Source organism: Dyella nitratireducens, from assembly GCF_014642835.1.
Taxonomy (GTDB): domain Bacteria; phylum Pseudomonadota; class Gammaproteobacteria; order Xanthomonadales; family Rhodanobacteraceae; genus Dyella_B; species Dyella_B nitratireducens.
Map to the genome: position 1 here is coordinate 1,557,207 of NZ_BMJA01000001.1, position 15,681 is coordinate 1,572,887.

At 60.1% G+C, this 15,681-nt stretch carries 9 protein-coding genes; 6 read left to right on the forward strand and 3 right to left on the reverse strand.

Going from position 1 to position 15,681, the window contains the following annotated elements; all coding sequences use genetic code 11:
* Positions 1–6 precede the first annotated feature (6 nt).
* Together IEX75_RS07130 and IEX75_RS07135 are read left to right on the forward strand one after the other, a co-directional pair.
* The gene (locus IEX75_RS07130) at positions 7–1,494 is read left to right on the forward strand and encodes a mannitol dehydrogenase family protein (protein ID WP_188794369.1); all 1,488 of its coding nucleotides are present in this window, start codon (positions 7–9) and stop codon (positions 1,492–1,494) included.
* Positions 1,491–3,107: a GH35 family beta-galactosidase gene (locus tag IEX75_RS07135; RefSeq protein WP_188793532.1), complete on the forward strand. Its 1,617-nt coding sequence runs from the start codon at positions 1,491–1,493 to the stop codon at positions 3,105–3,107. Before IEX75_RS07130 ends, IEX75_RS07135 begins: the two co-directional genes overlap by 4 nt.
* 196 nt (positions 3,108–3,303) lie before the next feature.
* Here the strand turns inward: IEX75_RS07135 and uxaC are convergent, their stop codons facing one another.
* Positions 3,304–4,716, reverse strand: coding sequence for a glucuronate isomerase (gene uxaC, locus IEX75_RS07140; protein WP_423373114.1), 1,413 nt, complete (start codon positions 4,714–4,716; stop codon positions 3,304–3,306).
* Between the two features lie 69 nt (positions 4,717–4,785).
* Positions 4,786–6,114, reverse strand: a complete 1,329-nt coding sequence (locus IEX75_RS07145; RefSeq protein ID WP_188793534.1) for an MFS transporter — start codon at positions 6,112–6,114, stop codon at positions 4,786–4,788.
* A 408-nt stretch (positions 6,115–6,522) separates the two neighbouring features.
* Between IEX75_RS07145 and IEX75_RS07150 the strand changes: the two genes are divergently transcribed.
* From IEX75_RS07150 to IEX75_RS07165, 4 genes are all read left to right on the forward strand, one after another.
* On the forward strand, positions 6,523–9,417 hold the full coding sequence (locus tag IEX75_RS07150) for a TonB-dependent receptor (protein ID WP_188793535.1): 2,895 nt from the start codon (positions 6,523–6,525) through the stop codon (positions 9,415–9,417).
* Positions 9,418–9,661: 244 nt separating this feature from the next.
* Positions 9,662–11,146: an MFS transporter gene (locus IEX75_RS07155; protein ID WP_188793536.1), complete on the forward strand. Its 1,485-nt coding sequence runs from the start codon at positions 9,662–9,664 to the stop codon at positions 11,144–11,146.
* Positions 11,147–11,179: 33 nt separating this feature from the next.
* A complete protein-coding gene (locus IEX75_RS07160; protein ID WP_188793537.1) occupies positions 11,180–12,196 on the forward strand; it encodes a glycoside hydrolase family 43 protein in 1,017 nt (338 codons plus the stop codon).
* Positions 12,186–13,031 carry an aldose 1-epimerase gene (locus tag IEX75_RS07165; RefSeq protein ID WP_188793538.1) on the forward strand — a complete coding sequence of 282 codons (846 nt, stop codon included), beginning with the start codon at positions 12,186–12,188 and terminating at the stop codon, positions 13,029–13,031. Before IEX75_RS07160 ends, IEX75_RS07165 begins: the two co-directional genes overlap by 11 nt.
* Before the next feature lie 241 nt (positions 13,032–13,272).
* On the opposite strand, the gene gspD is transcribed toward IEX75_RS07165, so the two are convergent.
* Positions 13,273–15,681, reverse strand: a complete 2,409-nt coding sequence (gene gspD / locus IEX75_RS07170) for a type II secretion system secretin GspD (protein ID WP_229720683.1) — start codon at positions 15,679–15,681, stop codon at positions 13,273–13,275.

The following is a 15,681-nucleotide window of genomic DNA, read 5'->3' on the forward strand; positions in this document are numbered from 1 at the left end:
AGCGGCATGGCCCACGATTCGCAACGGCTATCCACGCAGACGCTGCACGATCTGCCCGCGATCGTGACCAGGCCGGGCTACCGGCTTGATGATGCGCGCATCGGTGTCGTGCATATCGGTGCCGGCGCATTCCACCGCGCACATCAAGCCGTCTATATCGACGATCTGCTGGCGACGCATCCTGATTGGGCGATCTGCGGCGTATCTCTGCACAGCACCGAGGTACGCGACGCGCTGCGCCCGCAACAAGGCCTGTACACCTTGCTGATGCTGGGAGAGCAGACCCAGCTGCGTGTGATTGGTTCCATGCGCGAACTTCTCAGTGCGCGCGATCAATCCGCGGCCGTCCTCGCACGCCTGGCTGATCCTGCCGTGCGGCTGGTGACGTTGACCATCACCGAGAAGGGCTATTGCCTGGCCGGCCAGGATCTCGACACCGCCCATCCGGATATCGTGCACGACCTCCATGCGCCGGACGCACCGCGCAGCGCCATCGGTTACATCGTCGCCGGCCTGCGCCAGCGCTGGAAGCTCGGGCTTGTCCCCTACACCGTGCTCAGTTGCGACAACCTCGCTGACAACGGCCACCGTCTGCGCCGCGCGGTATTGCAATACGCACGGCGAGTCGATGAAGCACTGGCGCGATGGATCGAAGCCGAGGTGAGCTTTCCCTGCTCCATGGTCGACAGCATCACGCCGGCCACGGACGATGCCTTGCGCGAGCGCGTTCGTGGCGAACTGGGTTGCATGGATGCATGGCCGATTCAGCGCGAAACGTATGCGCAATGGGTGATCGAGGACCGCTTCTGCAACGAACGGCCACCGTTCGAGCTGGCCGGCGTCACCATGAGCCACGACATCGCCGGCTACGATCGCGCGAAACTGCGCCTGCTCAACGGCGCACATTCCACACTGGCCTATCTCGGCTCGCTGATGAACCTGGAGACGGTCGCCGAGGCGATGAACCAGCCGCTGCTCGCCGGCTTTGTGGAACGCCTGATGCGTGGAGCCATTGCACCGGTGATCGCGTTGCCGCAGAACCTGGACGCATCCGCGTATATCGATGCGATTCTCGCACGCTTCCGCAACCCCGCCATCCGCCATCGCCTGGCGCAAATTGCATGGGATGGTTCGCAGAAATTGCCGGTGCGGCTGCTCAGCACGATGGCCGAGGCGCTCGTTGCGAATCAATCGATCGACGCGCTGTGTCTTTCTATTGCGGCGTGGATGCAGTTCGTCCGCCGGCAAGCCCGCCTCGGCGTGGCGTTGGCCGATCCACTCAATGATGTATTGACGGCCATAGGCCGCGCTTGCACCGGCGATGCTGCCTGCGACGTGAATGCCTTCCTGCAACGGGATACGGTCTTCGCCCCACCGTTGTCGCGGGATGCGCGATTCATTCACGCCTTGCAAGCCGCGTATGCCGCGCTCGCGGACGGCTCGCCGGCATCGATCTCACAAGCATTGACCGCAGTGATGAATGGGGACACATGATGAAACGCGTTCTGGCCGCCCTGGCTTTGCTCGCACTGCTGACCGCTCCGGCCATAGCCACGGAGCTGCCGAAGATCGTGATGGAAAACGGCGCCAGCCAGCTGATCGTGCACGGCAAGCCGTATCTCATTCTTGGTGGTGAACTCGGCAATTCATCCGCAGGCACCGCTGCACAGGCGGAGTCGATCCTGCCCCGCCTGGCTGGGCTGCACGTGAACACGGTACTGATGCCGGTGGCCTGGGAGCAGATCGAACCGGCGGAAGGCCAGTTCGATTTCCATCTGCTCGATCATTGGATCGACGTGGCCAGGAAAAACCGGATGCATCTGGTCCTGCTGTGGTTTGGCAGCTGGAAGAACGGCTTTTCCGACTACGCACCGGCCTGGGTGAAAGCCGATACGCGGCGCTTTCCCCGCGCACGCGCGATCGACGGCGCGCCGCTGGATATCCTCTCGACCTTCGGTGAAGAAACCCTGCGCCTGGACAGCCGCGCGTTTGCCGGGCTGATGGCACATCTGCGAACGAAAGATCCCGAGCAGACCGTGCTGATGGTGCAAGTGGAAAACGAGGTAGGCCTGGTCGGAGATCGCAGGGATCGCTCCGCGGAAGCCGACCGCGCGTTCGCCGGCGACTTACCGCCAGCGTTGATACAGGCCCTGCTGGCGAAACGCGCGACGTTGACGCCGGAACTCGCCGCGCACTTCAATCCGCAAGGACATACCTGGAAGGACGTCTTCGGCGACGCCGCGGACGAAGCGTTCATGGTCTGGCGCTACGCCACGTATGCCGACACGGTTGCGCGTGCCGGCAAGCAACAGTACGCACTGCCCATGTACATGAACGCCCAGTTGCCGGCGCCACTCGAGCGCGCCGGCGAATATCCCAGCGGCGCCTCGTATCCCTATTACCAGCAGATCTACCAGGCGATCGCCACGCATATCGACTTCTATGCGCCGGACATCTATTGGCCCGAATTTGCGCACTGGGTGCAGCGTTACCAGGCCCTGGGCAACCCGGTGTTCGTGCCGGAAGCGAAAATCGATAGCGCGCCGTACAACGCTTTATTTCTCTACGGCGAAGCCAAGGGCTTCGGTTTCTGTCCGTTCGGTATCGACAGCCTGGTTCCGCCTAAAGACAAAGCCGATCCGATGCCATTGGTGATGCAGGTCTATGCTGCACTCGATCAACTTGGTGACCAGCTCGTTCAAGCGCAGGCGGCGGGCCGCACGCGCGGCCTGGTGCTGCATGCAACGAGTCCACGGCCGACGCAGACGGTTTCGCTAGGTGGTTATCTTTTTACGGCGACGCTGGCGCGCTCCTGGCCGGAGAAGCGCTTGTTGACCAACGATGGCGCCATGCTCGTGCTCGAATCCGGACCTGACGAGTTTTATGTCGTGGGCAGTGGGCTGACCGTCACCATGACGCGCGATCCGGATACGGATGCCCGCGTCGCCGGCATTGCAAGCATTGAAGAAGTGTCGCGGTCGAGTGGTGCGGATTGGAAGGTCGAGCGGCGCTTGAATGGGGACCAGAGCAATCAGGGCAGACAGCTCAGCATGGATGCCAGCCAGATGCACATCTATCGTGTGCGTTTGTATGCAGCGGAGCGGTAGTTTCGTCACTTGCCGTGATCAGCCCCCTCCCCTGCGGCAGTAGGGGAGGGTTGGGGTGGGGTTGCTTGTGCTTTAGCGTTTAGCCCAATGTCGCCAGGATATGTCTTATAGCGGCGTACAGTCCCCGCCGCTCGCTTCGCTCGCACCCCACCCTGCCCTCCCCTACTATCGCAGGGGAGGGGACACTCTCAAGACATCACAACTTGTACGCCCGCTTCGGCAAGTTGTACGCAAGCTCGACCGCCAACTCCGCCGCCTCATCCTCATCCAGGCGATGCTCGGCCACCAGTTTGGCAAGAAACGCGCAATCCACACGACGCGCCACGTCATGGCGGGCCGGAATCGATAGAAACGCACGCGTGTCGTCGTTGAAGCCAACCGTGTTGTAGAACCCGGCACTGCTCAACGTCCATTCGCGAAACCGCCACATGCCCTCCGGCGCATCGTGGAACCACCATGCGGGCCCCAGGTACAACGCCGGGTAATGCCCAGCCATGGGTGCCAGTTCGCGGCTATAGGTGCTCTCGTCCAGGGTGAAAAGAATCAGCTTGAAGTTCGGCTCGTTGCCGAACCGATCGAGCAAAGGCTTCAGCGCATGGACGTAATCGGTGCGCAGTGGAAGGTCCGCCCCTCTGTCGCGTCCATAGCGTTCGAACAGGCCGCGATTGTGGTTGCGGAAGCATCCAGGGTGAAGCTGCATGACAAGCCCGTCTTCCAGACTCATCGCGGCCATCTCGGTGAGCATTTGCGCGCGGAACAGCTCGGCATCGTCCGTGCTTCCCTTGCCGCGCACGATCCGATCGAACAGCTTGCCGGCCTCGGCCGCGGAAAGGTTCGCGGTCGCCGCGGTGGGATGCCCATGATCCGTAGAAGTCGCGCCGTTTTCGGCAAAAAAAGCGCGACGCTTGCGGTGCGCCCGCAGATACCCGCGCCAGTCGTACACATCCTCGCCGGTGATCTCACCGAACGTCTGCAGCGCCGACGGAAACTGTTCGTGTTCGGGGTCAATCACGAGATCGGGTCGATATGCCGTGATCACCCGCCCGCTCCATCCGCTGGCGCGAATGGCGGCGTGGTGTTGCAACGAATCGATCGGTGATTCGGTCGTTGCCAGCACCTCGATGCGGAAGCGTTCGAACAACGCGCGTGGACGGAACTCCGGCCGTCCCAGGGCGGCTGTGATGTGGTCGTAATACATATCCGCCGTTCGCCCTTCCAGCCGTATACGCAAGCCGAACACGTCGTGGAAGACATGGTTCAGCCACATGTACGACGGCGTGCCGCGAAACAGATGGAAGTTTTGTGCAAACACCCGCCACGCGGCGCGGGGATCGACGCTGGCGCGCGAGCCGTCGCGGCGCGGAATGCCCAGGGTGTCGAGCGAAATGCCCTGGCTGTAGAGCATGCGGAACACGTAGTGATCCGGCACCAGCAGCAATTCGGTGGCATTGGCGAACGGTGCGTTGTCCGCGAACCACGCCGGATCGGTATGGCCATGCGGACTGATGATCGGCAAGCCGGCGACCTGCGCATACAACTGGCGGGCGATCGCACGCTGCGTGGCATCAGACGGAAAAAGACGATCCTGATGCAGCTTGAAAGGAAGCATCGCGAGTTTCATAGCGTAGGAAAATTCCAGGAAGTGATAGGTCGAATCAGCCGGCTCATAACAATGCTCTTACTCACCAGAGTTGTCGGTATGGCTCACAGGAATAGGTGGTAATTCCAGCACCACGGGCCGCAACCGCGGCGCCAGCGCATGCACCACGGCAAGCGCGATCAGGTAAGCCGAACCCGCCAGCATGAACACCGGCACATAACTGCCAGTGGCCTGCAGCAAGAGCCCAATGACGGTAGATATCAGCATGCCGCCGACGGCCCCCGCGAACCCGCCCATACCCACTACCGAGGCAACGGCACGGCGCGGAAACATGTCCGACGCCAGCGTATAGACGTTGGCCGACCAGCCCTGATGCCCGGCCGTCGCCATGCCGATGAGCGCGACGGCTAGCCAAAGATGACTGGCTTTTGCCGCAAAGACGACCGGCATGATCAGCCATACACAGACAAACATGGCGCCTTTGCGTGCGCGGTTCGCGCTCCAGCCGAGCCTGATGAGCCGGCCGGCCAGCCAGCCTCCGGCGATGCTGCCCAGATCGGCAAGCAGAAAGATGGCGATCAGCGGCAAGCCAAGTTCCATCAAGCTCAAGCCATATCGCGCATGCAGAAATTTCGGCAACCAGAACAGGAAAAACCACCAGATCGGATCGGTGATGAATTTGGCGGCGACCAACGTCCAAGCTTGACGATGCTGCAACAGTTGCGACCACGGCACGCGTATCCCAGTGGACGGCTCATGCCCGATGTATGCCCGCTCGGCAGCGGACAGCCTGGGTTGTTCGCCCGGCGTTCGATACGTGCGCAGCCACATCACCAGCCATATGGCACTTAGCGCGCTGGTGCAAAGAAAAGCCGCCTGCCAACCCCAGCGTACTGCAACGACCGGCACCAGCATCGGCGCAACGATCGCGCCAACGTTCGAACCGGAATTGAAGATGCCGGCGGCCAGCGCACGCTCCCGCTGTGGAAACCATTCGGCCACCGCCTTGATCGCTGCCGGAAAATTGCCGGATTCCCCCAGGCCCAGCGCAAAGCGCGCCACAGCGAAACTGACGACGCCAGTAGCCAGCGAATGGCCGGCTGCGGCAAGGCTCCACATGCCAATCGACAACGCGTAGCCGATACGGGTACCGAACTTGTCGATGATCGCCCCGGCACCGAGCAGGCCAATCGCATAGGCCGCCTGGAATGCGGTGACGATGTAGCTGTACTGGAGTTCGTTCCAGCCGATTTGTTGTTGCAGGAACGGCGCCAGCACGCCCAGCACCTGGCGGTCGGTGTAGTTGATGGTGGTTGCCAGCAACAGCATGGCGCACACGCGCCAGCGGTACGTGCCGACTTTCGCAACGGGCGATGACGTTATGCTTGTTTCGCCTGGTTTATCCATGTCGGGTATAGCCCCACTCGCATTCGGCCATTTTCCAGCCCTTCATCGCACATCGGCGTGCCCGGCCCGGGGGCGCCCTTGTCGGCGCGCCGTTTCTTGTGCCCACGGCGACACCAATTGTTAGCGCTATCATTATCACAGGCAAACGCAAAAGCCACCTTGCATAGCCGCAACACGCCTTTTCCCGGATGGAATCAGGCCTTTAATCGCCGTTTTCGCGGCCATTTTCCTCAGCCACGGCGATCGAAAGCGCTTCATGCTGCCCTGCAGCGTGCCAGTCAAAAATGTTAGCGCTACCTTTCATTACCCGGAGCGACCGGCATGGCAGGCAGCCATCACGCCACAAGACTTCACCGGACGTTCGACGGCACAACCAAAGCCATAAGAATTTGGAGGGAGGGGAGTACGGTGCAAAAGCTAGTTGCAAGAACCATGTTGTCGCGTGCGTTGACGCTTGCCCTGCTTGGCGCAGCAAGTGCGGCCTATGCACAGGACACATCGACATCATCGCCGGCGCCTGCGCAAAACCAGGCACCCGCAAACACGAAGAACCAGGCGCAGCCATCGTCTTCGACGCAGCCCAAACAGCTCGCAACCGTCAACGTCAGCGGCGGCTATCGCAACAGTATCGAGTTCTCGACCAACGCCAAGCGTGATGCGACGAACGTCGTGGATACCGTGTATGCGGAAGACATCGGCAAGTTTCCCGATTTGAACATTGCCGAATCGCTGAATCGCGTACCAGGCGTGCAGCTGACGCGTGACGTCGATGGCGAAGGCAAGAACATCCAGATTCGTGGCCTTGGTACCGACTTCACCAAGATCCTGCTCAACGGCAACCAGATCTCCGTGGCATCTGCCGGCACGCTCAATGCGCAGAACCAGAACCGCGAGGTGGATCTTGACCTGCTGCCCACCGAGTTCTTCACGCAGCTGACGGTGAACAAGACGCCGCAAGCCGACATGACGGAGGGCGGCGTTGCCGGCGTGGTCGACATGCGTACGACGCGCCCGTTCGACAATCCAGGCACGCATCTGACGTATTCCGCGCAAGCCAGCTATGGCTCCGTCGGCAAGGACGTCAAACCGCGTGGCGCGATCATCGGCAGCTGGACCAATGCATCCAATACGTTCGGCGTACTGGTCGGTCTGCAAGCTTCGCAGAACGACTACGACGTACGCGGGTTCGAAACCGTCGGCTGGACCACGCCGCATCTGAGCGCGGCGCAATGCGGTATCGCATCAGGTTCTTGCAGCCCGGCAGGCAGTAGTTGGTTTGTTCCGGGCACGGTACCGGCCGGTGCCGGTGCCGGGCTGACGGCGGGCCAGACCATCGACAACGCCTGGTTGCTGGCCCACAACCCGGGCCTCAATACCGAACAGATTGCCAATGCGCTGATTCCGCGCCTGGCACGCCAGTCGTACATCCAAGGTATCGACGACCACCAGTCCGGACTGCTGTCGTTCGAGTTCCGTCCGGACGAACGCGCGCATTTCTATTTCGATTCGTTGTTCTCCAAGAAGGAAAACGACTTCAACCGCCTGGACATGGATCTGGTCGGCCGCAATGGCGCGATGATTCCCGTGAACATGCAGGTGGACAAGAACAACGTGGTGACCAGTGCCACGTTTGCGAACGCGCAGTACTTCCTGGAAGCCGAACCCTATTCGGAACACCTGAAGTTCTACAACCTCAATCCGGGTGGCGAGCTGCTATTCGGCAGCGACGAGAACATCAAGCTGGATTTTCAGGGTTACGTGCAGCGCAGCTGGTATCTGGCCCAGAAGCCGTCGTTTCTGGTGCAGACGCCGCTGGGCCAAGGCACCACGGTCAGCTACAGCGACAATGGCGGCAATTACCCGATCATTACGCCGAGCGTCAATCTCAACAACCCGAACCTCGGCTGGCAGTACTACCGTGTCAACGTGCAGAACGAAGCGCGTGTCACCACCAATAAGGGCACGCGCGAAGATCTGCAGATCGGCGAAGACGACAGCAACATCAGAGTCGGCATTGCGTACGATGACATCGCGCGCAACATCACGGCGTTCGACAACAGCACCGCTTATGGCAATGAGGTCCAGGCCAAGATTCCGAACGGTGCGTGGTCGCAGTATCTGTCGCCCGGTCCCTACGGCTTCATCCAGGCCAACTACCCGGCGCTGATGAATGCCACGAATTACGGCTATTACTACGCCACCGCACCGCTCACCACCGCCGCGGCGTCGGGCGCCAACACGTCCTTCCTGGAAGAGAGCAGCTGGGCGTGGTATCTGGAAGGCAACCACAAGTTCGATCTATGGGGTCACGACCTGCGCGCCAACGTGGGCATACGCCATGCCTACACTGACCAGACCATCGCCGGTCCCTCGTCCATCGGCGGCCAGCTGCAGTATGTGAACCTGAAGCACGATTACGGCGCGTATTTGCCGTCGTTCAACCTGGCATACAACGCTACCGACAACGTGATACTGCGTCTGGCGGGCTCGCGTTCGCTGACGCGCCCCGACCCCAGCGCGATGGTGCCGAACACCAACTTCAGTGATCCCTCGGCGGAAACCGCGACCCAGGGCAATCCGAAGCTGGCGCCCTATATTTCCACCAACCTGGATTTCGGCGGCGAGTGGTACACCGGTAGCGAGGGTTACGTCGCGCTGGATCTGTTCGGCAAGCGTATCAACGGCTTCACGGTCAACGGTGTCAACCTGATTCCCTTCACCCAGCTTGGCGTGCCGTATGCAAGCCTGACGCCGCAGCAGCAAGTCGCCATCCAACAGCGTGGCGGCCCCAATGCAGCGGTCGTGCAGGTGCAGCAGCAGGTCAACGCCGACGGCACGCTGTTCCTGAGAGGCGCCGAAGCCACCTGGGTGCAGCCGCTGGATTTCATCTACAAAGGCCTGGGAATACAGACCAACTACACGGTGGTGTCGCAGCGGAACATCGGTAGCGGCGTACCGGCGCAGGCAGTGGGTATCTCACCGCATACCTATAATCTGACCGGCTATTGGGAAGGATACGGCACGACGGTTCGCGTGTCGTATACCTGGAACTCGGATGCCATCGCCTCGACGCTGAATCAGAATGGCCTTCCATTCGGCCAGATCAAGCAGGATGCACGCGGCCAATTGGATATGTCGGCCAGTTACGAGTTCGCACACTTGCCGTCGAAGCCGATGGTGACGTTGAATTTCATCAATATGACCAAGGCTTCGTTACGCCAGACGTTTACGTACAGCAATGCCACGTATACCTACTACTCCCCGGGCTATACGATTCTGCTCGGCGTACGCGGCAGCTTCTGATCGTCACGCAGGCTCATGACGTATCGCGGCCCGTCAGGAGTCTTTCGGACTTGAGTGGTCGAGGCGAAAATTCGACTGTGCGAGGACAGATTTTCGCCGATTCGCCGACCCATAGTGGTTCTATGGGTCAAGAATCGACGGAAATATGGACCGCACAGGCGGATTTGCAGCCCGGCCAACTCAAGTCCGAAAGACTCCCGGAGCTGCCAGACGGGCTGCATCGCATCCGGAACCTTCAGGACGCATGAAAAAAACACATCCAACGCTCTCGGTGATTGAAAAAATCGGCTACAGCCTGGGCGACCTTGCTGCGAACCTGATTTTCCAGACGCTGGTGACGTTCCTCGCTTTCTTCTACACCGACGTATTCCGGATTCCTGCCGGCACGGCGGCGACCATCATTTTCATTGTCGGCATGCTCGGCGCGTTCGTGTTTACACCGGTGATGGGATTGATTGCCGACCGCACCCATACACGCTGGGGCAAGTTCCGCCCGTGGGTGCTATGGACGGCCATACCCTTCGGTGCGCTCTCTCTGCTCGCCTTCACCACGCCCTCGCTTGGCGGGCACGCAAAGGTCACTTACGCGCTGGTGACGTATTCGTTGCTGGTCGCCGTCTATGTCGCCAACAACTTGCCCTATTCCGCACTGAGCGGCGTACTGACCGGCAGCATGGCCGAGCGCAACAGTCTTTCCTCCTATCGCTTTGTGGCGGTGATGGTGGCGCAGTTCATCATCCAGGTGCTGTTGCTGCCGTTGGTGCTGATACTTGGCGGCGGCGACAAAGCGCGCGGATTTCATGGCGCGATGACGTTGTTCGCCATCGTTGGCACGGTGTTCTTCCTGATGACCTTTTTCACGACCAGGGAGCGCATCGTCCCGCACCGCGAGCAAGCATCGAGCATTCGTGAAGACCTGGTTGATCTGCTGCGCAACCGGCCGTGGCAAATCATGCTGGCCGTGACCATCCTGGTGTTCATCAATCTCGCACTGAAAGGCGGGATGTATATCTACTACTTCAAGTATTACCTCAGCGATGCGCAGCTTTCTTCATTTCTCGACGGCATCGGTTTCGACGGTTTCATCGCTGGCTTGAACCGGTTGCTTGCAGCGCTTGGCTTGACCGAATTCCGCTGGCCGAAAGATGCGCCGACGTCGGCGTTCAGCCTGTTCAATGCGCTCGGCATCATATTCATGATCGTCGGCATCGGCTTTTCCAAACGGCTGGCAGACCGGTTCGGCAAGCGCAACGTGTTCAGTGGCGCACTGTTGGCGTCCACCCTTTTCCTGCTTGCTTTCTACTTCTATCCGCCGAACGCGGTGGCCGCGGTTGTTGTTTCTTACATTTTTCACGGCTTTTTCTATGGCATCACCATACCGCTGCTGTGGGCGATGATCGCCGATGTGGCGGACTACTCCGAGTGGAAAAACCGCCGCCGCGCCACGGCCATCATCTTCTCCGCCATGTTGTGCGGATTGAAAGTGGGACTCAGTGTCGGCGGCGCCCTGGTGGCGGGCATTCTCGCTTTCTATGGTTACCACGCCGATGCGCCGGCGCAGTCCGCCGATGCCGTGACCGGCATTCGCCTGGCGGTGAGCGTGCTGTGCTGCATACCTTTCCTGGCCGCTGTGGCGCTGATGCTCCTGTACGAGATCGACAAGCCCCTGGAGCTGCGTATCGAGCGGGAGCTGGACGCGCGCCGGCTTGAGGCTGCCCAGCCGACCTGAATTCCACAACAACTTTCTCGATGGATTTGTTCGATGTCCGACGAAACGGAAAAGCGCGACTTGCCCACGCTGGCCGCCAGCGCCATCTCATCGCCACTGGTCACACACCTGTATACCGCCGATCCCTCCGCGCATGTATTCAACGGCACGCTCTACATCTATCCCTCGCACGATATCGAGGGCGGCACGCCCTTCAACGATAACGGCGATCATTTCTGCATGGAGGACTACCACGTCTTCCGCATGGATTCACCCGACAGCAAAGCCGTCGATTGCGGCGTAGCGCTGCACGTGAACGACGTGCCCTGGGCGGCGCGGCAAATGTGGGCGCCGGATGCCGCCAGCAAGGATGGGCGTTACTACCTTTATTTTCCCGCCAAGCGCGCAGACGGCATTTTCCAGATCGGCGTCGCGATGTCGGAACGTCCGGAAGGGCCATTCATCGCGGAGCCGGAACCTATTCGCGGCAGCTATTCGATCGATCCTGCGGTTTACGAAGATGACGATGGCGCCCATTACATGTATTTCGGCGGCATCTGGGGCGGGCAGCTGCAGAAGTATCGCGACAACGTGTATGCCTCGATCAACGAGGAGCCCATGGCGGACGAGCCTGCGCTGGGGCCACGTATCGCGCGGCTAAGCGATGACATGCGGCAGTTTGCCGAAGCGTCGCGCGAAGTCGTCATCGTCGATCAGAACGGACAGCCGCTGCGGGCAGGCGATCATGCTCGCCGCTTCTTCGAAGCACCGTGGCTGCACAAGCATCAGGGCACGTATTACTTCTCCTACTCCACCGGCGATACGCATTTCATCTGCTACGCCACCGGCGACAATCCCTATGGTCCATTTACCTACCAGGGACAGATCTTGAGCGAGGTCGTTGGCTGGACCACACATCACTCGATTTGCAAGTTTGCAGGCAAGTGGTATCTGTTCTACCACGACTCCATTTTGTCGGGCGGCGCGACGCATCTGCGCTCGATAAAGATGACGGAGTTGCGTCATGATGCGCAGGGACGAATCCTGCGCATTGATCCCTATGGACGCTGACCCTACTCGCATTCCTCCACATGACCCCGCCCAGGCACCCTTGGCGCCCGGCTCTCGCCTACAGATTCGCCACGGCGAATTGGTCGTCGACATGGCGCCGGAAGCCGGCGGGCGCATCGCACAGATCACCCGCAACGGCATGCCATGGCTGGTCGATTACGATGCGGAGCATGCAGCGATGATCGCCTGGGGCTCCTATCCCATGGTGCCCTGGGCTGGCCGCATTCGGCGTGGTCGGTTTCGCTTTGAGGGGCAGGATTACCAGCTGCCGATCAATCTTGGCGACCACGCCATCCATGGTGTTGCCTTAGCCATGCCATGGCAGGTCGACGTGCAGGCGTTCTCGCATGTCGAACTTTCACTTGCGCTACCCACGGATGAGCGCTGGCCGTTTGGTGGCTCTGTCCATCAACGTATTGAAGTGCACGAGGATCAGGTACGGATGACGCTAACGGTACGGGCCGGCAAGCGCGCGATGCCAGCGACGATCGGATGGCATCCATGGTTTCAAAAGCCTGATCGCGTCGATATCCATCCTGGCCAGGTCTATCCGCGCGATGCGGAAGGTATTGCCACCCTGCCCTTGGCCGAGCCACCGCCTGGGCCTTGGGACGATTGCTTTCTCAATGATCGGCCCGTGCTCATGCATAGGCTTGGTCAAAGCGTTCGACTCACGTCGGATTGCAATCATCTGGTGGTCTATGACGAACCAACGCACGCTACGTGCATCGAGCCGCAAAGCGGTCCGCCCGATGCGTTCAACCTTGCACGTGCGGCGCACTTGCCACCGCATTCGTCTCTTTCGGCATGGTTGCTGCTGGAATGGCTGAAATAGCGCGGCGCGGAGTTGGGCGTCGCAAATAACTCGCGCCCTGAAAGCAGGTGTTCCTGCTGGCCATCATTCCCGCAAAAGCGGGAATATATTTTGCTCTGACGCATCCCCGAACATGGATTCCCGCTTTCGCGGGAATGACGGCCTTGCGAGTGGAAGTTTGTAGGTTGAGATGGCAATCCCGGCATCACCATGCATCTAGCTTGCGATACTGGGATTTGCGTTGCTCATCCCAGTCTGCATTTCATCGCCGCAACGGATATTCCAGCGGAGGAGCTTTCTCGCCGCGCAACGGTGCAAGCGACTGGAATTTCTCCTCATATTCGTCAGTGATCTGCTTGGCATCGTCGCTGTTGGAGATCACGCGTGGCGTGATCAACACGACCAATTCCGTACGAGTCTTGTTCTTATCCGTCGATCCGAACAACTTGCCAAGAATGGGAATACGACTCAAGAACGGAACACCAACATCGGTATTAGTATCCTGCTGCTGGATGAGGCCACCGAGCAACACGGTCTGACCATTCTGTACGCTTAGCTGAGTAGCTATCTGGCGTTGCGCGATGGTGTAATTGCCCTGCGAATTGGCACTAGCACTGGGCGTGCTGACCTGCTGATCAATATTGAGATAAATCAGACCACCCGGGTTCACCCGCGGCTGCACATCCAGGATGACGCCGGTACTGATGTATTGCACCTCACCAACCGTGCTTCCCGTTGTCGTACCCCCCAAGCCGGTGTAGTAGGTCTGGTTTACGGGTATCTGGTCACCTACCGTGATGTGTGCAATTTGATTATTGAGCACGACCAGTGACGGTGCAGAAAGCGTCTTGGTATTGGTACTGGTTTCCAGTGCATTGAGTGCAACTTGGAACTTTCCGTTCGAGCTCAGGAATGAATAAAAGAAAGGCTGTCCCCCGTAGGTATTAGACGCAGTGCTGCCATTCCCAATGCCGCCACCTAAGCCAATCATACGGTGCGCATAAGGATTGCCAGGCGTATACGATGAAACGCCGCTGCTGTTGGTGGTGCTCTGCCCGCCAGCAAGGCCCTGCAAATACCACTGCACACCAAACTGGAAGTCGCCCGTCAACGCGACCTCAAACACCCTCGTCTCGATTTGCACCTGCAATGGCGCAACGTCGAGTTGTTTGATCACACTAAGCATTTCCAGCCACTGCGCAGGGCGCACGCGCACCAGCAGTTGATTGTTGCCGCTAACCGAACCAATACGGATGCTGCCGTCTTTCGAGCTGTAGCCTTGATCCTGGCTTTGGTTGTTGGCCAATCCACCATTCATACCGACACCACTTACGCCAGTACTACCGCCAGTGCCTCCGATCGACGAGGAACCAAAGCCACTACCACTGGAGTACGAATTGCTGCCGGTACTAGTGCTACCCAGGCCGCTGGAAAGCCCACCGGTGCCGGTGGTGGAACTACCAAAGCCACCCGCCGTACTGCCCATGCCACTGCTATTGCCACCGGCATTGTTGCCTATACCGAGAGTGGTAGCGCCACCAGCACCCGGTGCGACTGAACCACCACGGTCGGAGCTGCCGCTGGCGTTGTCGGTATAGATCTGTGCCAGATAGTGCGCCAAATCGGCGGCGGCAATGTTGCGCACGTCGTACACATACAGCTGCGGCTCGTTACCGCCGCCCAGATCGATCTTGGCAATCCAGTCGCGGATTTCGCTGAGGTAGCTCGGCTGCGTACTGATCACCACCAGCGCATTGGTGCGCTTGATCGGAATGAAGCGGAACATGCCGGCCAACGGTGTATCGCCCTTGGGACCGAACATGCCATCGAGCTGCGGCATCAATTCTTCGACGTTGGCATGCTGCAGGTTGAACACGCCGACTGACATGCCATGCAGCCAGTCCACATCGAAGGTGTGGATGGTGCGGCTGTAGTTGTCGAGTTCGTCAGGCGTACCGGAGACAACGATGACGTTGCGTGCGTTGTCGACCAGCAGGATGGAATCTGCACGCGCGAACGGCTTCAGCAGCTTTTGCATCTGATCCGCGGCAACGTAGTGCAGCGGGAACAGGCGCGCCTGCAGGCCGCCGGCGGGTGCTGCCGCGCCGAGGCTTGGTGCGACATTGCCTGCCACGGCGTCCTTGTCCGACATCACGACATAGCGGCCGTCGGTTTTCACCAGTGCGTTGTGTGTCCACGACAACAGCGTTTCCAGAATCGGCATCGCCTGGCTGCTGTCTACCGGTTCGGAGGTGGAGAAAGAGATGTTGCCTTGCACGCCTGGCACGATGGTGTAGTTCTCGTGCAGCAGATCGCCGAGGATCGCCTTGACCACCGCCTGCACGGGCTGGTTTTCGAAATTGAACGTCACCGCGCCAGCGCCCGAGGCGGGACGGCGCGGCGTGGCAAGCTCAGTCGGCCGAACGAACTGGCCAGTACCTGACTTGATGCTGGCCACGGCCGGTGCCGCCGGCGTGTTGTTGAGGTTGTTGTTCAGCGGCTCCGGCTGTGGCGCAGGCTTTTCAGTGCCGGCCACTGCTTCACGTTCCAGCTCATGGTTGTCCTGCACCATCGGCTTGTTGGCCGCACAGCCGCTCAGGAAGACCGCCAGCGCGATGGCGCCGATGCGCAAGGCATGGCGAGAGTTAAGTTGCATGCGCGTGTGTGACAT